The following is a 17,510-nucleotide window of genomic DNA, read 5'->3' as shown; positions in this document are numbered from 1 at the left end:
AAGGGAGTGAATTTATGCGTCTGCAGGCCAAGTTGAAGCGGGAGTGGCGGTTCCTCAAGGGGCTGACTCGCACTCTGAAGCGCGTGAACTCGATAGCGCCGGACAGCGACAACCTGATCTGCGACGACCTCGAGGCCGCCGTCGACAAGTGGAAGTCCAGCCCCGCGATCACCTTCGAGGGCAAGACGATCACCTATGGCGAGCTCGACGCCATCGCCAACCGCTACGCTCACTGGGCGAAGGGGCAGGGGATCACGCGAGGCCAGACCGTGGCCCTCTTCATGCCCAACCGCATCGAGTACCTGGCGATCTGGTACGGCCTTTCGAAGGTCGGCGTCGCCACCGCTCTCATCAATAACCAACTGACGGGCGCCGCCCTGGCGCACTGCCTCAACATCTCCCAGGCGCTGCACTGCATAGTCGACCCGGAGACCTCGCCCTGCTTCGAGCAGGTGAAGGACCAGCTGGGCCGTCACATCCAGCAGTGGGTGCTGGGCCCGGTCCACGGCGACCAGCGCGACCTCGTCAACGCGCTCAAGAGCTGCAGCCAGCTGCGCCCGGACCGCGAGACCGCTCGCGGCGGCCTGACCGCCAAGGACACCGCCCTTTACATCTTCACCAGCGGCACCACAGGCCTGCCCAAGGCCGCGCGCATCACCCACATGCGCGCCCAGCTCTACATGCGCGGCTTCGCCGGCTCGACGGACTCGCGGGCGAGCGACCGCATCTACGTCACCCTGCCGCTCTATCACGCCACCGGCGGCCTCTGCGCCATGGGCGCTGGCCTGCTGAACGGCGGCAGCATCGTGCTGCGCAAGAAGTTCTCGGCCACCCACTTCTGGAGCGACATCGTCGCCGAGAAGTGCACCATGTTCGTCTATATCGGCGAGCTGTGCCGCTACCTCGCAAACCAGCCCGAGAACGAGTACGAGCGCGCCCACAAGATCCGCCTGATCTTCGGCAACGGCCTGCGCCCCGACGTCTGGGACGACATGCTCGACCGCTTCAAGGTCGGCGGCGTGCTCGAGTTCTACGGCGCGACCGAAGGCAACGTCTCGCTGTTCAACTTCGACGGCCGCCGCGGCGCCATCGGCCGGGTGCCGGGCTATCTGCGCAAGAAGTTCAACATCCGCATCGTCAAGTTCGACGTCGAGACCGAGACCCCGGTGCGTGGCCCCAACGGCTGCTGCGTCGAGGTAAAACCCGGCGAGATCGGCGAGTGCATCGGCCACATCGCCAGCGACGCCCGCTCCAACTTCACTGGCTACGCCGACAAGGCCGCCACCGAGAAGAAGGTGCTGCACGACGTCTTCGAAAAGGGCGACGCCTGGTTCCGCACCGGCGACCTGATGCGCCAGGACAGCGACGGCTACATCTACTTCGTCGACCGCATCGGCGACACCTTCCGCTGGAAGGGCGAGAACGTCGCCACCAGCGAAGTGTCCGAGCGCCTGGCCGGCTTCCCGGGCGTCAAGGAGATCAACGTCTACGGCGTTCCGGTGGGCGACCTCGACGGCAAGGCCGGCATGGCCTCGCTGGTCGTCGGCCCGGAGTTCGAGATCGAAAACCTGGCCGAATATGTCGACCGCGAGATGCCGGCCTACGCCCGTCCGGTGTTCGTGCGCCTGCAGCCCGAGATCGAGACCACCGGCACCTTCAAGTACCGCAAGATCGACCTTGTCCAGGAAGGCTTCGACCCGGCCAAGATCAAGGATCCGCTGTACTTCCGCGAGCCCGGCAAGGGCTATGTGAAGATCACCAAGGCGGTGCACGCCAAGATCGTCGCGGGCGGATTCAAGCTGTAGCCTTGCCTCCGATCGCCTCCCGCTTCCGTATCTCTTGCGAACGCGAGGGACGGATGCGGGCATGGATCTTCGAATGACGCGCCGGACGGGCCTTGCGACCCTGGCGGCGAGTTTGGCTTCGGCCTGCTCGCCGCTGTCGCTGTTCGCCACCCTGACGCCCAAGGACGCGGCCACGTCTCCTCTGCGCGGGACTGCCTATGGCGCGCATCCCCGCCAGCGGCTGGACGTCTACGCCCCGCCGGGCGGGATCCAGGGCGCGCCGGTGCTGGTGTTCTTCTACGGCGGCGGCTGGAACTCCGGCCGGCGCGCGGAATACGGCTGGGTCGGACGGGCGCTGGCGGCCCAGGGCTTCCTCGTCGTCGTGCCCGACTACCGGCTCTATCCCGAGGTGCGGTTCCCCAGCTTCCTGGAGGACGCGGCCCTGGCCGTGCGCTGGACCGTCGACCACGCCGCCGGTCTGGGCGGGGATCCGTCCCGCGTGCTGTTCGCCGGTCATTCGGCCGGCGCCTATATCGCCGCCATGCTGGCGCTGGACGTCCGATACCTTCAGGCCGCCGGCGTCGATCCCGGCGCGGTGAGGGCCTTCGCGGGCCTTTCGGGGCCCTACGCCTTCCTGCCGCTGGACGGGGAAATCTCCACCCGCACCTTCGGCGGGGCGCCCGATCTGCCGGCCACCCAACCGATCAGCTTCGTCCGCGCCGATGCCCCGGCCGCTTTCCTGGCCACCGGCGAGGCCGACACCACCGTCCGCCCGCGCAACACCCGCAAGCTGGCCAAGGCCCTGCGCGAGGCGGGCGTCGTCGTGGAAGAGCAGGTCTATCCCGGCCTCGACCACGCCGCCCCGCTGCTGGCCCTGTCGCGGCCGTTGCGAAACAAGGCGCCGGTGCTGGCGGGAATGACGGCGTTCCTGAAGGCGGCGGCGGCCTGATCGGCAGCAGCCATCCACCGCGCCGTGCTGCGCTGCGATTGAACGCGCGGCCCATCCTGTCTATATGGCCCTGACTGAACGCGGGTCATGTGTGTGGCGACCTCGCGAAATCCCAGTGACTCAAAGAGATAAGAAGGGGCGTCGCCATGCTTCTGACCATGATGAAGGCCAAGCTGCACCGCGCCACGGTGACCCAGGCCGATCTCGACTACGAAGGCTCGATCGCCATCGACCGCGACCTGCTGGACGCGTCGGGCATCCTGCCCAACGAACAGGTCGACGTGCTCAACATCACCACCGGCGCGCGCTTCACCACCTACGCCATCGAGGCCCCGCGCGGCTCGAAGGTGATCGGCGTCAACGGCGCCGCCGCCCGCCTGGTGCAGAAGAACGACACCGTTATCGTCGTCACCTACTGCCAGATGCCGGCCGAAGAGGCGCGCAACTACGCCCCGACCGTCGTGCTGCTCGACGAAGGCAACCTCATCAAGAAGGCCGCCTGATGCGGTCCGGCGCCGTCCTGGTTCTCCTGGCCGGCGCCTTGGCGCTCGCCGGCTGCGCGCCGAAGCTGCCCAAGACCGTCGACGAGGACGCGCTGACCCAGTACGTCGGCCGCGCCATCGGTTCAGCCTCGACCTGTGTGCTGGTCGCCGACTCCAGGGGCAAGACCGTCTGGACCGGCGGCGGCTACGTCACCTGCGCCCGCAACCTGCCGACCTGCGAAGGCAAGGTGACGACGGCGCAAGAGGTTCTGAAGGCCAATCTGTCCGGCGAGGCCCGCTTCCTCAGCTGCGACAGCGCCGGCGCCAACACCGTCGGCTGGGCCATGGGCCCGGTCCCGGCCGGCAAGGGCCGTCAGCCCTCCGGCCTGCGCTACCTCGCCGTCATGGAAGGCGAGCGCGCCCTGCCGGGCATCGAGATCCAGGACCGCGTCGAACGGGCCTTCGTCCGCGCTGGCTTCTGACCAGCGCGGACTTCGCGTTCGCTTACTGGCGCGCCTCGTAGGTCGCGCTGACTTCGATCCGCACCTTCAGTTCGCCGCCGGAGATCGCCGTCGAGTCGGCCATCTCGCGCTTGGCCATGGCGAACATCGGCACGGGCTGCGGGGAGGGCGTGTAGCCGCCGGCCTCGTTCAGGCTGACCAGGCGCACCACCTTGTAGCCGGTGGCCCGGGCATAGAGGTCGGACTTGGCCTTCAGGGCCTCGACCGCCTTCACGCGCGCGGCGTCCTCGGCCTTCTGCGGGTCTTGCAGGCCGAAGCTGATGCCGCCCACGGTGTTGGCCCCGGCCGAGGCGGCCGCGTCGATCGTCTGGCCCAGCTTGGAAAGGTCGCGCGCCAGGATCGTCACCTGGTTGCTGGCCTGGTAGCCGGTCAGGCGCGGCGGCTGGTTCTGCTCGTAGACGTACTGCGGATTGACGTTGAGGTTCGAGGTCTGGATGTCGCGCTCGGCGACGCCGGCCTTCTTCAGCGCCGCGAGCACCTTGTTCATCGCCGTCCCGTTGGCCGACAGGGCCGCCTGGGCGCTGGCGCCTTCGGTTTGGACGCCCAGGGTGATGGTCGCCATGTCCGGCGCGATCACCGTCTCGCCCGAGGCCGACAGGTTGAAGGTGGTGGCGCGGAACGCCGCGTCGTTGGCGCTTTGGGCGCTCGCGGGCAGGGCCGACAGGGCCAGGGCGGCGGCGCCGAAAGAGGCGATGGCCAGGGCGGTCGTGCGGGTGCGGGTCATGCTCGTTCTCCAGCGAAGGGCAGGACGCCACAGTGCGTCGCCCCTCGGTTGGTTCCCGTGTCGCAAACTCAACCTGAACCGCACCTTTAAGCCGCGTGCAGCCCATGCTAATCGACCCGTCCTGGCCCGCGCCGACTCTACTGTTCCGCGCGGTCCTCGGGGGCCTGTAGCTCAATGGTTAGAGCCGACCGCTCATAACGGTCTGGTTGGGGGTTCGAGTCCCTCCAGGCCTACCACCCACCTATGCAAACCGTTGCCTTGAAACGATCTCCGCTCGGTTTGACAGTCAGGTTTGACGCTGTCGGTTCACCCTTCGTCCAGTTTCGCGATCGCCGAGCGGGCCAAGTGCTCCTGGCGAACGCTGCGCGTATACCGCTCCACCTCCTTCAGGGACCGGTGGCCGGTGACGGCCGCGATTTGGTGAGGCGTGCAGTTTGCCTCAGCAAGGCGGCGGCTTCCGGCCTTGCGCAGGCCGTGCGGCGTCGAGTCCTCAGGAAGCCCGGCGGCGATCGCCTTTTCCCTGAACCATTTGGTGAAGCCGGCGGCTGAGAACGGCTTGCCGTATTCGGTGACAATGAAGGTCAGGTTGTCAGAGGGGAGGGCGTCAAGGCCGGCCTTTAGCTCGGGGTGCAGGGGAATGACGAGTTGCACCGCCTCGTCGAGCTTGCGGGCGCCGGCACCCTTTAGCTGGGTGAAGATCAGTGCATCACCTTTCCGGTGCTGCCGGCCCATCAGGACCACGTCCGAGCGGCGCTGGACGGTGTAGAGCAGCAGTTGGAGCGCTAGGCGCGGCTTCGATCCGATCGGCCACTTTTTCTCGAACATGGCGATGTCGTCGTCGGACCAAGGTCGAAAACCCTTGCCCTCGCGCGGAAGCTCGACGTCTTCGAAAGGGTTATGCGGCACCAGGTCTCGCGCCTTCCCGACGTCGTAGACCTTGCGCAGGCGCTTGATCAGGTTGCGCGTCGCGCCCGGTGTATCCTGGCCGCGGTCTATGATCTGCAGAGCGTGACGACGCTGAAGTCCGCGCGCGGGTAGGTCTCCGTACTTGATCCCCTTGGCGCCGACGGTCTCTCGGAAGCGGTCCAGGGCATGGCGGTACGTTCGCTGGGTGTCGGCGCCCAGCTGCCGCCAGTCGCTCGATTGGTAATAGGCCACGATCAGGGCGGAGATCGAACCGGCCTTGGTCTTCCCTTCGCCAGCGCCGGCCTTGCTCTCGTGCGCGGCGGCATAGGCCGCCATGAACTCCTCCGACCCCGGGTCGCCGGGCAACGCTATCCGGGTGAAGCCTGGGCGCCGGTAATAGTGCCGCACCCGGCCGTGCCGGTCCTTGAACCGCTGGACGAACTTCAGCGTCAGCTTGGTCATCAGTCGAAGGCTTCATCCCACGCGACGGCCGCGTCGCCCTCAGAAGGCGCGTTGGCAGGCGCCGGCGTCAAGGCTTCAGGAAGAGCGCCAGCAACGTGGATCGAGCCATCTTTGGCGATCCAGACGTGCGGATTCAGGCCGGCGGCCTGGGCGGCGCGCAGGGCGCGGGTGACGTCAGTCTGGCGGAAGGCTCTAGGGTGTCCCATGGCTCTCCTCGTCGCGGGCATGATGAAGAGAGCATTTTGCACTTTCTGCAAACTGATCCCTGGCCGAATTACTTGCAGATTTTGCAAGTATCTCGCGCTCACTCAGCGCCATTGCTGGGGCCTTTCGATTGGAGGGCTTCAGACCGCCACGGCCGCATGTCGCGGATGACGATGGTGTGCGCGACGGCGAGGTGGTTGCGGAGCGCGTGCGCTTGGTGGAAGCCGCGCCCGCACGACGGGCAGATGAACGCCTCAGGCTTCCACATCGCACGCCTCCTCAGCCAGGACTTGGCGGCCGGCGGCTTCGATGATCCGATTGGCCTCGCGCTCAAGGCGCTGCGCCTCTCTGGCGTGCTGGTTGGACATTTCGGTCTCTTGGCGTGCCTTCTCGCGAAGCTGGGTCACACGGAGCCGCTGCGCTTTGGTCAGCTTCTCTCTAGCCATTAGTAGGGCCTCCGGTGAGACAGTTGCAGCCCGAACATATCGCGAGAGCGGCCTTGAGGGCGTCAGCGGCGCGGCGGTTGTAGTCGCGCAGGTCTGTCGGACCTTCGCGGCTCTGGCGGTCCCAGAGGAGGAACTTGTCCTCCAAAAGCTCCCGCTGGGCGCCAGTCAGTTCAAGCACCTTCCGTCCCCTCCCTACCAAGGGAGGAGGCCTGGGCGTCTTCGGCCAAAACGTCAGGCATCTGGAACCTCTTGCGAGGCTTCCAGAAATGACCGCACTTCGAGCACTGGCAGAAGATGCCCTGGATGCTACCGAACTCGCTCACGCCCAAGCTAAGGTCCGCCTGCCCGTCAACAACGGCCCAAATCATCGACGCTTCGGTCGTCTCGCTGAGCGTAAAGGAACGCGAGCGGCATGCAGGACAGCGCAGACGGGTTGTCGCCGGCCGGGGTGTCGGGTTGAAGGCCAGGTGCACGGCTCAGCCCTCCGCTTTCTGTGCGGCGAGAGCGGCGGTCAGAGCTTCGCAATGCCCGAGACGATCATTCCGTTCGTCCGCGTTATTCTTCGCAGCGTCGTGTGTCGCGTGGCGAGCAACTACTCGTATGCTTTCATTCGAAATGGGGCCGTTAGGGTCGCTATCTTCAACGACCTCCCAACAGGATTTGTCCAGCGCGCGACGGTTTATGTAGACTTTGCTCGGGCTGTTGAAGGCCTCAATCGCCTCCTCGACCATCTCGTCGGTGACCACCAGAGCCCCCGTAACCGGAGAGACGTTCGACCTATCGACCGTGGCGAACAGGTAGCAGTTGTAGGTGGGGCTGAAGCGGTTCCAGGCCTCGATCGCGTCCTTGCGGGCGTTCTCGTCGGTCCAGATCATCGTGCGCAGATCCGGGTCGCTGAAGCGCAGCATCCAGACCTGGTGCGGCTCGTCGCCGGGCTGGCAGAACGGGTGCACGTCGTGGCCTTCCGGCGTAACCGGAGAGGCGTCGTCCTCGTATTTGGCGGTCAGCAGCACTCGGCGGCCGTTGTGTATGGTTCCCCACTGGCCCATGGTCGCGCCCTTCAGCAGGTAATCCACGGCGGCGCGCAGCGGGTCGGCTTCCGGCATAACCGGAGAGGCGGCGGGAGGGGTGGCGGAGGGCTTGTAGAACCCAGTTCCGACCACCTCTTCATGAAGCTGACGCATCGTCGTGATGGTGGCTTCCAGTCTCCGCGCATGGCCGATGCCGTCGCCGCCGAAAATGGGGCTGTCGTAGTAGCCGGGAACGCCCAGGCCGTGGTCGTAGCGGACGGCCATGGAGTGCAGCAGTTCCGGTGACGGCTCGACCGGCACCAGTTTCCACCCCTCAGCCGTGACCGTAGAGGGCTGGGCGGGGGTGGCGAGGGCTTCCATGATCTCATCGACCAGGGAGACCATTTGCATTTCGCCGGTCGCGATGGTCTCGGGCGCGGGATTGCTCATCAGATCGACGAGCGGATAGCCGCCGCCGTCCTCGTCCGTCATGTTGGATAGGCGGAAGCTGCGCACGGCATCGAACACGGTTGACCACTGCGGACCTCGATCGGCCTTGTAGCCGTCGATCTCGGCGCGCTCGCTGAGGGTGGTGTTCTGGGTCATCACCAAAAATCTCCATCGTCTTCGATCTCATCGTTCAGATCGAGAAGTTCGACACCCGCGCCGTCACAGGCCGGGCAGGGTTCATCGCGGCTGTCGCGACCGTCGCCTTCGCAGCTTCGGCACAGCCGATCGGCAAGCATGGGATTCATGCGGAGGGCTCCGTAGTCAGCATCCCCGCTTGCGCGGTTTTCGGCCCGTAGGCCTCAGGTTGACGCTTCGCGGGGTCAACAACTCGACCCTCCACGTCCAGCCACGAGCTGCTTGCCCGCAGGATGTTCTTCGCCGCGTTGGTGTCGGCGTTCTCTTCATGACCGCAGGCGACACAGGCGAAGCGCGCTTGGCTCTTGCGGCTGGCCTTGTCGATGGTTCCACAGTCGGAACAGGTTTGGCTGGTGTAGGCCGGGTTCACCTTGATCAGGTGGCCGCCACGGTGTTCGAGCTTGTAGGAGAGGAAGACCTCAAACTGGCTCCATCCCTGGTTCAGGATAGAGCGATTGAGGCCGCGCTTCTTGCTCACGCCCGTGCCTGGCGCATCGGCGGTTCCGCTTGCGCTGGCCGTCATGCCCCTGACCTTCAAGTCCTCAATGGCAACAAGCCCAAAGCGGCCCGATATTGACGACGTGAGCTTGTGGTTGAAGTCCTTGCGGACGCGCGCCGCCCTAGCAGCGATCGACGCTACGCGAGCTTTCCGCTTGGCCTGACGTTCGGAGCCACGCTTGCAGCGCGCCAGCGCCTTCTGTGCACGACGACGCTTAGCGTCCAACCGCGCCAGGGAGTGAGGCAGGGCGTGCGCCTCTCCCGTCGATAGCGCAACGGCTAGGGCGACGCCACGATCGATGCCGACGCTTCCTGAGGCCTGTGGCCGCGCCTCTACGCGGCAAGCCACTGCGACTTTCCAGCTATCACCGTCTCGCGACACGGTGACCGTGCGCATGTCGGTCGGGAGATCGCGCGTGGCGCGGTACTTGACCCAGCCGATGCCCGGAAGGCGCATTTCCGACCACTTGGCATTCAGCTTGCGAATGGAGACGTAGCTCCCTCTGAAGCGAAAGCTGTCTGCGACTCCCTTGCGCCGGGGCGACGGGTAGCCGGATCGGCCGGAAAAGAATGCGGCGTACGCAGCGTCGAGATCGCGCAGGCAGAAGGAGGTGACGTCTGTGTGGACGTCGCGGATCCAATCCACCTCAGCTCTCAGCAGGGTTACCTCTCGGCACTGCGAGAAGAACGAAATGGATTTGCCCTCGACCCGCCGATACTGGCGCCAGAAATCACGGCGCTGTTCGAGGGCCAGATTGTAGACAACACGCGCCACACCGGCGAACCGGCTAAAGCGATCGGCCTGCGCCTCGGTCGGCTTAAGGCCGAAGGCGAATGACTTGAAAAGCGCCTCACCCATTCTCCCGCTCCCCAGGGGTGGCCAGAAGGGCGTCGATGCGGATCTGAACCTGGCCGGCCACGAAGTCGCCGTCACAATCGCAGAATGACGAGCACGTGCCTTTGAGGGCGCAGAGGCCTTCTTCCAGCAGCCGCACCCTCTCCTCTAGGGAGGCGCGGCCTTGGGCGCGGGCGGCGTCCAGAAGTTTGGCGAGGTTCGACCATTCGGCGTCGCTGCCGGTCATGGTGTTACCCGTGACCTGAAGCACGAGCGCCACGTTTTCAGGCGATAGCTTTGGTGACAGGGCCATGGTTACGCCTCCGCCGCCAGAGTTTCGGCCATGAAGAAGATTAGCGCTTCGGCCGTCTGCTCCATGCCCGTGATCTGGAAGTCCTCGCACCCAAGGTGATCGCCGAGGATGCCGATGATCGCCTTGCGCAGATCAGTGAAGACTACGGCTGCGCGCACCACGTCGGCCGGATTGATCTTGTTCGCCATGGTCAGCCCTCGCCTTGGGTGGTGAGATGGAGGCGGGCCTTTTCGGCGACACCGGGCCACGAGCGGCCGCTCATAATTTCCTTCGGCATGGTTCTTGAGATCCCGTACTTGTCGGAAATCTCCTTGTTGGTTAGGCCGCGCAGCTTGTCGCAAGCGACATTGAAGGCCTCACGCTCGCCGAGCTTGAACCACGCTTCGCCACTCTCGCCGCCGCGATCCGCGCCTTCGCTTGAGTCTCGCCAAACGCGTCCCCGCAGCACGTCCCTGACCGTCGTTGTCGAGACGCCGTACTTTTTGGCCAGCGCCTTGGTTTTCAGAGAGCCAGTTTTCAGGATGTCCGCCACGGCTTCTTCGCTTAGCTTGGCGCTGAGGCATCTTTCCCCGAAGAGACGAGTGCCATGCTCAGCCTTGTGGGCCGCGTTCTCTTTGGCCGTCCCGTACATCAGGTTTCTAAGACGATCGTCGTGGCTGTTGCCGTTCCTGTGGCAAACCTGCTCCCCGTCTGGTCGCGGGCCGATAAAGGCTGCGCAAACCAGATGACTGACCTGTCGGTTTTTCCCGGCGAGCGAAACGCGGCGGTACTGCCCAGAAGAGGCGGCCTTTAAGATTTTGCAGCCACCGCCCAGCAAGCTGCGAACATTTCCCAAGCTGGATACCTCGTAGCGCCCTTCAAGACCGACAACCGCGCGCCACTCTTCCAGGTCAGGAGTGGTGGTCTTGCTCATGTCCATCGAGGCGCTGGAGTTGCGGGCCGCGCTCTCGGGCGCGGAGACGGGCTGGCTCTGGGATGAGCCCTTGTTCTGCTCGCTCATGCGGCAGGCCTTTGCTGGGAGAGGTGGGCGCGGACCTGGTAGGCCGATCGAGCGATCTCGAGCAGCAGGTCCCGGAAGGGCTCCGGGGTGTGCCGGCGCAGTCGGTCTCGAACGCCATGGGCTGAGACTGAAGGTGTGCGACCCGCGGCCAGCCGGGTCTTCGACGGCTGCACCATCGAGGGCAGCTTGCGCGGGTCATACCCCCACTTCAGCGAGGGTAGTTCGCAACCGAAGGCGTACAGCCAGGTCGGCTTGCGGACCACATGACCATAGGCGACCTGCTCGACGCGGCAGGTCCATCCGCCGTCCCAGTCAGCCATGACCCAGCCGCCCGACCTGGGTGGGGCGAACAAGCCGAAATATTCCCAGGCGCGAGAGCCTTCCGGATGCTCCAGGACACCGTCATATCGGCGGACAGCCGCGAGCGCAGCGGCAAAGCACCCGCCATCGTCTCCGAGCTGCTTACGCTCGCCGGTGCGAGAAATGACCAGCGGCGATCCCATCCACATGTCGCCCCAGCGCTCGCATGGCGGATGCGCCACGACCGGATGAGGCCCGGCGTAGGTCCGGGCGTCGCGGACGATGTCCCACGGTTCGACGTCCGGCAGGCCGACATAGGCGCCATCGGTTTCGACGTAGAGGGCGGCGACGGTGCTCACTTCACCCCTCCGTCATTAGCCGTGGCGAACCGACGAACGACAGGCTCTCCAGGCTGGCCGGCGAGGAAGGCGGCGTGCAGCGACCGGCAGAGGTCGGCGACGCTGTCGCCCAGGCCGAGGCGGTCCCAGAACTTGCGCTGGCCGCCGGTGTCGCAGGAGTTGGGCGCGAGACGGTGATGCCAGGCGCACAGAGCCACGCACCGGGCGTCGGAGACGCGCGGGCCGAGGCCGCCGTTCGTCCAGCCCTTGGAGGCGATGGCGAGCTTCTGGTGGGCGGCTTCGATCTGGCGCGCCTCGGTGGGGCCGGGCCCTTCGATCAGACAGCCGATGCACGGGATGTCATGGTGGAGCCAGGACAGGAAGCGGTCGTCCTTCTCGCGGGGCTGGCGCTTTCCCGGCGCCTTGCTGGCCACCAGGGCGCGGATGTGCTCGCGCGCGGCCGCCTTCCGGGCCAGGCGCTTTTCCCGGTTCTCTCGGCGCTTGATCGCCGCGGCGGCGGTGAGGACTTCCCGGTCCTCGGCAGATCGGTTGAGGGTCATGCGGCCTCCGACAGGACGACACCGTCGGCCGTGCGAATGCGGAGACCGTGAAGCGGGCAGGTCAGAACGCCGTGCTCGTCAGCCTCTAGGCTTCCCATCGGGACGTGCTGATGCGGGCACACCCAGCCGCTACGGGCGCGCTTGCAGGTCTGCCCGGCGTAGTGCTTGCGGATCTCCGCGATGCCCGGCTTGTCCCCGTGCTGGTAAGCGGCGGCGAGGCGCTTGCAGGTCATCGGGCGCCAGATCACCTCCGGCAGCGGCTTGGCGAAGTCTCCACGGCGGTGCGGAGCGATGGGACGGCGCTGGCAGAGGTTGAGCGCCGCGTCATCGCCGCCGAGTGGCGTGGTGAAGCCTGGCCGGCTCATCGACCGCCATGCGTCGGCCCAGATGAACCGAGGATCCGGGTGGAAGTGCTCGTCGGCGAAGTTGAAGAACCGGGCGTCGGAGTGCTTCGGCAGAAACACCGGCCAGTGGCGCGGTGTGTCGCCTTCCCACAGCCAGTAGACGGTCGGCACGAGGTAGCGCTTGCCCACGACGGGCGGCGCCGAGAGATTGGTGATGCGATCGAGGTTCAGAACCATTTGTCGCTCCGCTCGCCGAACAGCTTCCGGCGGATCTGGAGGAGGCGCTTATGCTTGGCGCGGCGGCCCCGCTCGGCGGGGTAGCGCGCGTCCATGTGCGCGTTCATATCGGCGTCGGTCTCCATGCTGCTGAGCAGCCAGGACTCCGACTTACCGAGCGGCTTGCGGTGCGCACCGAAGGTGACGATCGGTGCGAACATGCTGCTGCGGAAGGCTCCGCACCGGCGGCACCAGCCGGCGCCGTTGGTGTAGGTGTTCCCGGCGCTACGAGCGCGCCCCCACCGGTGGTCGCAGTTGCGGTCCGCTTCCCACTTGGCGAAAGCCTGCCGCTCGGCCGCTTCGATGGTCTCGCCTTCGCCGCGGATGAAAGTGCCGGCCGGGAAAGCCTCGAAGAACGGCGTCGAGGGGATGATGCCGTGGCCCCACTGGACCATGCAGTCGTCCGGCCATCCGCACATCGGGTGATAGTCCACGTGCGTGCCGAGCGCGGCCGACAACGCCGCTTCCGGCGTTCCAGCGATATGGTGAGCGGCAATCTTCATGCCGCCCTCGCATGTTCGAGGGCCCGCAGCTCCACGCCGATCAGGTCGGCGAGGTAGTCGAGGACGCGGGACTTGGAGGCCTGGAACTCCGGCCCCTGCATCGAGCGCATGTCCTGGCTCTTGGCGGTCAGGCGGGTGACGACCTTGCCGTTGACGGTGACGATGGCGTATTCGCCTCCGGCCTGGGCCAGGGTCGCCGCTAGGCGCAGGGCCTCAGTCTTGAACTTGCAGACCGTGACTTGGGCGTCGCAGTAACCGACCGAGATGAGGGCGTGCTTGCGCAGCGTCTCCTCGTTGGGGAACTGGGCGGCCCGGTCCTCGGGCAGGTTGCGCCAGGCCTCGCGGACCATGGCGAAGAAATGCCGGTGCGAGACTGACGAGCGCTCCAGCACCTCCGACAGGGTGTAGACCTCGCCGATGGTAAAGGCCTCATCGGCCCGGCGCGCGAACTGGGGCAGCGGGCACATGGCCTCGCCATTCCAGAAAAACGGAAGGGGCGGGGTGCTCACGCGTCCTCCCAGACTTCATTCAGCAGGGGCTGGCGCGAGTCCTCGGCCATGAAGTCGGCGAGGTTGGACAGGAGCCGCTGGATCTCCGGCGACTTGGTGTCGACACCGGCGAGAAGGTAGGTTTCGCGCCAGCCGCCCGCGACACGGGTTTGGCCCGTCAGCGAGGCGACGGCGAAGTCCTCGACGTCCTCGGGCGAGCCTGGCGAGCCGCCGGACGCGTAAGATGGAGGGGTCTCGCGCTCGGCAGGGACGTAGGTCCCCGTCACCATGACGTCTAGGGTGACCTCCATGGCGGTGCTGATGGCGCGGGTGCGGCGATCGTAGGCCATTACGCAGCCTCCCGCGCAGGTCCGGTGCTGTAGCGACGGACGCGGTCCACGATCTCGTCCAGCTCTTCGTTGAAGAGGCGGACGGCGCGGCCCAGCTCGGCGATGTAGATTTCGTCGCGGTAGGCGCGCTTGATCACCGGCGGCATGCCCGGCCAGAAGATGGCGAGGTCCACCCACTCGCGCTGGGCGATCCAGAGCTGCCCCTGGCATTGGGCCTTGTGGTCGGTCGGGAACTCGTCCTGCTTGAGGATGCTCTCGACCACGAGGTGCGCCAGCTTGCTCTTGATTTCGAGCATGCCGCCCGCGCCGATCAGGGAGTCCGGGCTGCAGCCGACGCGATCGCCCCGGATGAAGCCGACTTGGACCGGATCGACGTCGCGCAGGAACGCGTACTGGCGCCGCGCGTCGTCTTCCATGACGTGGCCGCGCTTCATGTGATCGTTGGCGAAGTTCTTCATCGGCTGGCCGGTGATGATCTCGCCGGCCAGCTTGTGAAGGTAGGTCGCGCGGGTCTTGCTCTCGCCGCCGCCCTTGCCCTTGGCCAGGATGGTCGCGAACATCGACGCCGTCGGGATGCCGCGGCGGGCTTCGTGCCACTCGGGCGTGCCCTGTTCGAAGGTCAGGATTTCCATGGTCAGGCGCCCCGCTTGGCTTGCAGGGCCTGGAAGGCCTGATTGAACTTGGCGGCCGGGATGTGGGCCAGCGTGGTGACGCCCAGCATCTTGAGGAACCGCTCGCGGTCGGCGCCGGTCTCGTCGAGCAGGTCCACCAGCTCTTGCAACTGGTCGGTCGTGATCAGCTGCACAGCGGTCGCGCCGTTGCCGTCGTCGTCCTTGTTGACCGACAGGTTGAAGATCATCTCCAGCAGGCCCCGGCGACCGTAGGTCACTGCCGACTTGGCGGCGTGGATCTTGGTCAGGTCGTCGCCATAGGCGCTGACGCCATCGCAGGGCATGTCGAGTTGGTGGGGGCTCTCGTGGCCGTCCTTGTGGGCGACGCGGCAGACAACCCGGACGTGCTCGGCTAGGGGCGAGGTCTCGGTGTCGAAGCCCAGGGTGAAGCCGTGGCGGGTGTAGATCGGCTTGGCCGCCTCGTTCAGGGCGTCGAAGGTGGCATAGCGGCTGCCGGTGCGGTCGTTCTCGGCATTGGCCGAGATGGGCCGCATCTCAGTCTGGGCGGCCAGCATGGCGTGGGTGTAGGCCGACCGGCGCACGTTCTCCTCGCCGCGTTCGTGCAGGGCGATGAGTGACGAGAGCTTGGTAGCGTCGATGCGCGGATCCTGCGCCATGGCCGTGATGGCGGCGATCAGGGTGGCGGCTTCGGACTGGGCGGGCGCGGCGGCGGGCGCCGGCGCAATGGCCGGGGCGGGCGGAGCGTCACCGGCGGCGAACCGGTCCAGGGTGGCGGTGTCGAGCATGGCGGCGGACCTCAGTAGGTGATGGCGACGGCGGGGACTTGGCCCCGGGCGATGGCGAGGACGGCGACGCGGGCCTGCGGCTCGGTGATCCCGGCGGCGGCGATCAGCGCTTCCTTGGCGATGCGCAGCACGGACAGGACGTGGGCGTTGTCAGCCTCGCGCTGGGCCTGCGCCTGGCGCTCGGCTTCTTCCGCCTCTTCCTTCGCGCGGGCGGCGCGCTCGGCGGCGGCCGTCTTCTCCTGCTCGGCGGCCAGTTGGGCGGCGTGGGCCTCTTCCAGGGCGCGGCGTTCAGCGGCGGCCGCTTGTTCGGCGGCGAGGGCGATGCGAGCATTTTCGGCCTCCTCGGCGGCGGCCTTGGCGGCTTCAGCGTCTCGCGCGGCCTGGGCGGCGCGGTCGCGCTCCACCCGCTCGGCGGCCTCGCGGCGCAGGCGATCCAACTCGGCCCGTTCGGCCTCAGCTTTGGTCAGGTGCTCGATCGAGAGCGACAGGGCGGTCGTCGTCCGATCCCATGTGCTGCGCACCGCGTCGGTGAAGTCGCCGAAGGTCTCCTCGTCGATCTGGATCGCTTCGATTTCGGCCAGCTTTGCGGCCGCGCCAGCGGCGGTCTCGTCCAGGCCGACCACGGCGGCCGCCTTCAGGCGCTCGACAAGATCGGTCGCGGCGTCCTTCTTGGCCTGCTCGGCGGTCTCCCAGTCGGTCAGCGGCTTGCGGATGCGGGCGGCGATCTCCGCCACCTCCTCGACGATCCGGCCGCCCACCTCATTGATGGCCTTGACCTTGGCGCGATAGTCCTCGGTCAGCCCCTTTCGGGCGCCGTCGATGGCGGTCTTGGACTGGGCGACCTTGTAGGCGGCCGAGCGGATCGCATCGCGGCCCTTGGAGGTGCTGACGTCCGTCCCGGCCTTAGCGCTTTCCGCCTCGACCATGGCCTTCCAGCCCTCGTAGGCCTTGGGGTCGGTCAAAACGATCGCCGGGTTCTCGGCGATGGCGGCGATGAGGTCGGTCTTCGGTTCGGCGACGATATCGGTCACGAAGCGCTCCCTTGTTTGAAATCAGCCCGTCGCGCGGCGAAGCGGACTCGGATGGGGTGGAAGATCTGGTCGGGCTGGGCGTCGATCAGCGCCGCGTGATCGTGGCCCCACCGCTTCAGCGCGGCTTCATCCGCCGCCAGATCGATGCAGAGGGCGAACAGGGCGATCACGAAGGCCTCCTCGTTCACGCGGCCAGGGCAGCGGGCGGAGCCGCAGACAGGCGGAGGCGTTCGGCCGCCGCGCTGGCGTCCATGGCGGCGGCGTGAGCGATCCGCAGCTGGTCGGTCCGATACTTGGCGACCTGCCGCGCCACCTGCCGGCGCTCCTCGGCGTCTCGGCGGATGTCGTCGCGGGCCAGCTTGGCCAGGCGCCGGATGTCGCGCTTGGCCTTGTTGAGCTGGCCCAGGATGGCGTGAACATCGGCCAGGGGCGCGGTGGGGTGGGCCCAGCCAGCCAGGGACCGCAGGTCCTCGGCGAGGTTCTGGACGCCCATGGCGAAATCGGCGGAGATCTTGGGAGTCCAGCTCATCGGGCTTGCTCCGGATTGGTGGTGGAGAGGACCGCCTCGATCGCCTCGGTGGGCATCTGGCGGATGGCTTCGTCGATCTCCCGGCCAGGAAGGGCGATCAGGTCGAAGACCTCGAAGTCGCCACGGTCCCAGGCGCGGTTTGCGGCGCGGACGGAGTCGTGGCGCTCCGACACGGCTAGGCCGCCTTCGTCTTCAGCCAAGCGCGGGCCTCTTCGTCAGTGACGAAGAAATGCTGGGCCGCCTCGACGCCGAGGAGGATGGCGCCGGCGGCGGCAGAGCCAACCTTGCCCTCCAGCTTGTAGCCATCCTCGCCGGCCAGATGGACGCCCCAGCCGGCGATGCAGTGCGAGGTGCCGCAGCTATGCCACGCGTTCATCTTCAGCGCGTCGTCGGTCAGGAGCGCGGCGCCCGCGACATCGCGCAGGCGAGCGGCGACCGTTTCGGCATCGGGCAACTTGTGGCCCTTGATTTCGCTCAGCGCCGGCAGGCTGACCTTGCCGCCATCGCGCACTTCCAGGTAGCCGCCCACCGAGGTGAGCACCGGGGCCTGGAAGTCGGCGCTGACCCACAGGTCGCCGCCCACCGAGGTGAGCAC

Annotated in this window: 27 protein-coding genes and 1 tRNA gene; 5 read left to right on the top strand and 23 right to left on the bottom strand. The window is 66.8% G+C overall.

The window, feature by feature from the left end; all coding sequences use genetic code 11:
• Positions 1–14: 14 nt before the first annotated feature.
• The 4 genes from AC07NG_RS11560 to AC07NG_RS11545 all read left to right on the top strand — a co-directional run bounded on the left by AC07NG_RS11560 (position 15) and on the right by AC07NG_RS11545 (position 3,697).
• Entirely contained in the window at positions 15–1,805 is a 1,791-nt protein-coding gene (locus tag AC07NG_RS11560) for a long-chain-acyl-CoA synthetase (RefSeq protein WP_494594180.1), read from the top strand.
• Positions 1,806–1,878: 73 nt separating this feature from the next.
• Complete coding sequence (locus tag AC07NG_RS11555; protein ID WP_494594178.1) at positions 1,879–2,733, top strand: alpha/beta hydrolase; 855 nt, start codon at positions 1,879–1,881, stop codon at positions 2,731–2,733.
• Positions 2,734–2,879: 146 nt separating this feature from the next.
• Positions 2,880–3,236 (top strand): aspartate 1-decarboxylase, encoded by a 357-nt coding sequence (panD, locus tag AC07NG_RS11550; protein ID WP_110118544.1) that lies wholly within the window; start codon positions 2,880–2,882, stop codon positions 3,234–3,236.
• Positions 3,236–3,697 carry a hypothetical protein gene (locus AC07NG_RS11545; RefSeq protein WP_494594176.1) on the top strand — a complete coding sequence of 154 codons (462 nt, stop codon included), beginning with the start codon at positions 3,236–3,238 and terminating at the stop codon, positions 3,695–3,697. The genes panD and AC07NG_RS11545 overlap by 1 nt, the downstream gene beginning before the upstream one ends.
• Before the next feature lie 22 nt (positions 3,698–3,719).
• Here the strand turns inward: AC07NG_RS11545 and AC07NG_RS11540 are convergent, their stop codons facing one another.
• Entirely contained in the window at positions 3,720–4,460 is a 741-nt protein-coding gene (locus AC07NG_RS11540) for an SIMPL domain-containing protein (RefSeq protein ID WP_492854760.1), read from the bottom strand.
• A 160-nt stretch (positions 4,461–4,620) separates the two neighbouring features.
• On the opposite strand from AC07NG_RS11540, the gene AC07NG_RS11535 reads away from it, so the two are divergent.
• Positions 4,621–4,696: transfer RNA gene (locus AC07NG_RS11535), tRNA-Ile, on the top strand.
• Between the two features lie 70 nt (positions 4,697–4,766).
• Here the strand turns inward: AC07NG_RS11535 and AC07NG_RS11530 are convergent.
• The 22 genes from AC07NG_RS11530 to AC07NG_RS11425 all read right to left on the bottom strand — a co-directional run.
• A complete protein-coding gene (locus tag AC07NG_RS11530) occupies positions 4,767–5,828 on the bottom strand; it encodes a tyrosine-type recombinase/integrase (protein ID WP_494594174.1) in 1,062 nt (353 codons plus the stop codon).
• Positions 5,828–6,121: a hypothetical protein gene (locus AC07NG_RS11525; protein WP_494594172.1), complete on the bottom strand. Its 294-nt coding sequence runs from the start codon at positions 6,119–6,121 to the stop codon at positions 5,828–5,830. Before AC07NG_RS11525 ends, AC07NG_RS11530 begins: the two co-directional genes overlap by 1 nt.
• Before the next feature lie 165 nt (positions 6,122–6,286).
• Positions 6,287–6,478, bottom strand: a complete 192-nt coding sequence (locus AC07NG_RS11520; protein WP_494594170.1) for a hypothetical protein — start codon at positions 6,476–6,478, stop codon at positions 6,287–6,289.
• A gap of 476 nt (positions 6,479–6,954) precedes the next feature.
• Complete coding sequence (locus AC07NG_RS11515) at positions 6,955–8,094, bottom strand: hypothetical protein (RefSeq protein ID WP_494594168.1); 1,140 nt, start codon at positions 8,092–8,094, stop codon at positions 6,955–6,957.
• Complete coding sequence (locus AC07NG_RS11510) at positions 8,094–8,243, bottom strand: hypothetical protein (protein ID WP_494594166.1); 150 nt, start codon at positions 8,241–8,243, stop codon at positions 8,094–8,096. Before AC07NG_RS11510 ends, AC07NG_RS11515 begins: the two co-directional genes overlap by 1 nt.
• A complete protein-coding gene (locus tag AC07NG_RS11505; protein WP_494594164.1) occupies positions 8,240–9,490 on the bottom strand; it encodes an RNA-guided endonuclease InsQ/TnpB family protein in 1,251 nt (416 codons plus the stop codon). Before AC07NG_RS11505 ends, AC07NG_RS11510 begins: the two co-directional genes overlap by 4 nt.
• Complete coding sequence (locus AC07NG_RS11500; protein WP_494594162.1) at positions 9,483–9,779, bottom strand: hypothetical protein; 297 nt, start codon at positions 9,777–9,779, stop codon at positions 9,483–9,485. Before AC07NG_RS11500 ends, AC07NG_RS11505 begins: the two co-directional genes overlap by 8 nt.
• A gap of 2 nt (positions 9,780–9,781) precedes the next feature.
• Complete coding sequence (locus AC07NG_RS11495) at positions 9,782–9,967, bottom strand: hypothetical protein (protein ID WP_494594160.1); 186 nt, start codon at positions 9,965–9,967, stop codon at positions 9,782–9,784.
• A gap of 2 nt (positions 9,968–9,969) precedes the next feature.
• Positions 9,970–10,779 (bottom strand): NUMOD4 motif-containing HNH endonuclease, encoded by an 810-nt coding sequence (locus tag AC07NG_RS11490; protein WP_494594159.1) that lies wholly within the window; start codon positions 10,777–10,779, stop codon positions 9,970–9,972.
• Positions 10,776–11,438, bottom strand: a complete 663-nt coding sequence (locus AC07NG_RS11485; RefSeq protein ID WP_494594157.1) for a hypothetical protein — start codon at positions 11,436–11,438, stop codon at positions 10,776–10,778. Before AC07NG_RS11485 ends, AC07NG_RS11490 begins: the two co-directional genes overlap by 4 nt.
• Positions 11,435–11,977: a hypothetical protein gene (locus AC07NG_RS11480; RefSeq protein ID WP_494594155.1), complete on the bottom strand. Its 543-nt coding sequence runs from the start codon at positions 11,975–11,977 to the stop codon at positions 11,435–11,437. The genes AC07NG_RS11485 and AC07NG_RS11480 overlap by 4 nt, the downstream gene beginning before the upstream one ends.
• On the bottom strand, positions 11,974–12,558 hold the full coding sequence (locus AC07NG_RS11475; protein WP_494594153.1) for a hypothetical protein: 585 nt from the start codon (positions 12,556–12,558) through the stop codon (positions 11,974–11,976). The genes AC07NG_RS11480 and AC07NG_RS11475 overlap by 4 nt, the downstream gene beginning before the upstream one ends.
• Positions 12,549–13,100 carry a hypothetical protein gene (locus AC07NG_RS11470; RefSeq protein WP_494594151.1) on the bottom strand — a complete coding sequence of 184 codons (552 nt, stop codon included), beginning with the start codon at positions 13,098–13,100 and terminating at the stop codon, positions 12,549–12,551. Before AC07NG_RS11470 ends, AC07NG_RS11475 begins: the two co-directional genes overlap by 10 nt.
• Positions 13,097–13,609, bottom strand: coding sequence for a hypothetical protein (locus tag AC07NG_RS11465; RefSeq protein WP_494594149.1), 513 nt, complete (start codon positions 13,607–13,609; stop codon positions 13,097–13,099). Before AC07NG_RS11465 ends, AC07NG_RS11470 begins: the two co-directional genes overlap by 4 nt.
• The gene (locus AC07NG_RS11460) at positions 13,606–13,938 is read right to left on the bottom strand and encodes a hypothetical protein (RefSeq protein WP_494594147.1); all 333 of its coding nucleotides are present in this window, start codon (positions 13,936–13,938) and stop codon (positions 13,606–13,608) included. Before AC07NG_RS11460 ends, AC07NG_RS11465 begins: the two co-directional genes overlap by 4 nt.
• On the bottom strand, positions 13,938–14,570 hold the full coding sequence (locus tag AC07NG_RS11455; RefSeq protein ID WP_494594145.1) for a lambda exonuclease family protein: 633 nt from the start codon (positions 14,568–14,570) through the stop codon (positions 13,938–13,940). The genes AC07NG_RS11460 and AC07NG_RS11455 overlap by 1 nt, the downstream gene beginning before the upstream one ends.
• Positions 14,571–14,572: 2 nt before the next feature.
• Positions 14,573–15,355, bottom strand: a complete 783-nt coding sequence (locus AC07NG_RS11450; RefSeq protein WP_494594143.1) for an ERF family protein — start codon at positions 15,353–15,355, stop codon at positions 14,573–14,575.
• An 11-nt stretch (positions 15,356–15,366) separates the two neighbouring features.
• The gene (locus AC07NG_RS11445) at positions 15,367–16,386 is read right to left on the bottom strand and encodes a hypothetical protein (protein WP_494594141.1); all 1,020 of its coding nucleotides are present in this window, start codon (positions 16,384–16,386) and stop codon (positions 15,367–15,369) included.
• Positions 16,383–16,556, bottom strand: coding sequence for a hypothetical protein (locus tag AC07NG_RS11440; protein WP_494594139.1), 174 nt, complete (start codon positions 16,554–16,556; stop codon positions 16,383–16,385). Before AC07NG_RS11440 ends, AC07NG_RS11445 begins: the two co-directional genes overlap by 4 nt.
• A gap of 14 nt (positions 16,557–16,570) precedes the next feature.
• A complete protein-coding gene (locus AC07NG_RS11435; protein WP_494594137.1) occupies positions 16,571–16,915 on the bottom strand; it encodes a hypothetical protein in 345 nt (114 codons plus the stop codon).
• Complete coding sequence (locus tag AC07NG_RS11430) at positions 16,912–17,115, bottom strand: hypothetical protein (RefSeq protein WP_494594136.1); 204 nt, start codon at positions 17,113–17,115, stop codon at positions 16,912–16,914. Before AC07NG_RS11430 ends, AC07NG_RS11435 begins: the two co-directional genes overlap by 4 nt.
• Positions 17,091–17,510 (bottom strand): hypothetical protein (locus tag AC07NG_RS11425; RefSeq protein ID WP_494594134.1); only part of this gene is annotated, 420 nt, incomplete at its 5' end. The genes AC07NG_RS11430 and AC07NG_RS11425, both read right to left, overlap by 25 nt.

Source organism: Caulobacter sp. GW821-FHT10C03 (assembly GCF_059415485.1).
Note: the sequence above shows the minus strand (reverse complement) of the source record. Positions and strands in the feature narration are given on the sequence as shown.

Bases quoted from the DNA above. Each gene is read 5' to 3' on its own strand.
- AC07NG_RS11560 (WP_494594180.1), top strand. From the start codon at position 15: ATGCGTCTGCAGGCCAAGTTGAAGCGGGAGTGGCGGTTCCTCAAGGGG.
- AC07NG_RS11555 (WP_494594178.1), top strand. From the start codon at position 1,879: ATGACGCGCCGGACGGGCCTTGCGACCCTGGCGGCGAGTTTGGCTTCG.
- panD (WP_110118544.1), top strand. From the start codon at position 2,880: ATGCTTCTGACCATGATGAAGGCCAAGCTGCACCGCGCCACGGTGACC.
- AC07NG_RS11545 (WP_494594176.1), top strand. From the start codon at position 3,236: ATGCGGTCCGGCGCCGTCCTGGTTCTCCTGGCCGGCGCCTTGGCGCTC.
- AC07NG_RS11540 (WP_492854760.1), bottom strand. From the start codon at position 4,460: ATGACCCGCACCCGCACGACCGCCCTGGCCATCGCCTCTTTCGGCGCC.
- AC07NG_RS11530 (WP_494594174.1), bottom strand. From the start codon at position 5,828: ATGACCAAGCTGACGCTGAAGTTCGTCCAGCGGTTCAAGGACCGGCAC.
- AC07NG_RS11520 (WP_494594170.1), bottom strand. From the start codon at position 6,478: ATGGCTAGAGAGAAGCTGACCAAAGCGCAGCGGCTCCGTGTGACCCAG.
- AC07NG_RS11515 (WP_494594168.1), bottom strand. From the start codon at position 8,094: ATGACCCAGAACACCACCCTCAGCGAGCGCGCCGAGATCGACGGCTAC.
- AC07NG_RS11510 (WP_494594166.1), bottom strand. From the start codon at position 8,243: ATGAATCCCATGCTTGCCGATCGGCTGTGCCGAAGCTGCGAAGGCGAC.
- AC07NG_RS11505 (WP_494594164.1), bottom strand. From the start codon at position 9,490: ATGGGTGAGGCGCTTTTCAAGTCATTCGCCTTCGGCCTTAAGCCGACC.
- AC07NG_RS11500 (WP_494594162.1), bottom strand. From the start codon at position 9,779: ATGGCCCTGTCACCAAAGCTATCGCCTGAAAACGTGGCGCTCGTGCTT.
- AC07NG_RS11495 (WP_494594160.1), bottom strand. From the start codon at position 9,967: ATGGCGAACAAGATCAATCCGGCCGACGTGGTGCGCGCAGCCGTAGTC.
- AC07NG_RS11490 (WP_494594159.1), bottom strand. From the start codon at position 10,779: ATGAGCGAGCAGAACAAGGGCTCATCCCAGAGCCAGCCCGTCTCCGCG.
- AC07NG_RS11480 (WP_494594155.1), bottom strand. From the start codon at position 11,977: ATGACCCTCAACCGATCTGCCGAGGACCGGGAAGTCCTCACCGCCGCC.
- AC07NG_RS11475 (WP_494594153.1), bottom strand. From the start codon at position 12,558: ATGGTTCTGAACCTCGATCGCATCACCAATCTCTCGGCGCCGCCCGTC.
- AC07NG_RS11470 (WP_494594151.1), bottom strand. From the start codon at position 13,100: ATGAAGATTGCCGCTCACCATATCGCTGGAACGCCGGAAGCGGCGTTG.
- AC07NG_RS11460 (WP_494594147.1), bottom strand. From the start codon at position 13,938: ATGGCCTACGATCGCCGCACCCGCGCCATCAGCACCGCCATGGAGGTC.
- AC07NG_RS11455 (WP_494594145.1), bottom strand. From the start codon at position 14,570: ATGGAAATCCTGACCTTCGAACAGGGCACGCCCGAGTGGCACGAAGCC.
- AC07NG_RS11450 (WP_494594143.1), bottom strand. From the start codon at position 15,355: ATGCTCGACACCGCCACCCTGGACCGGTTCGCCGCCGGTGACGCTCCG.
- AC07NG_RS11435 (WP_494594137.1), bottom strand. From the start codon at position 16,915: ATGAGCTGGACTCCCAAGATCTCCGCCGATTTCGCCATGGGCGTCCAG.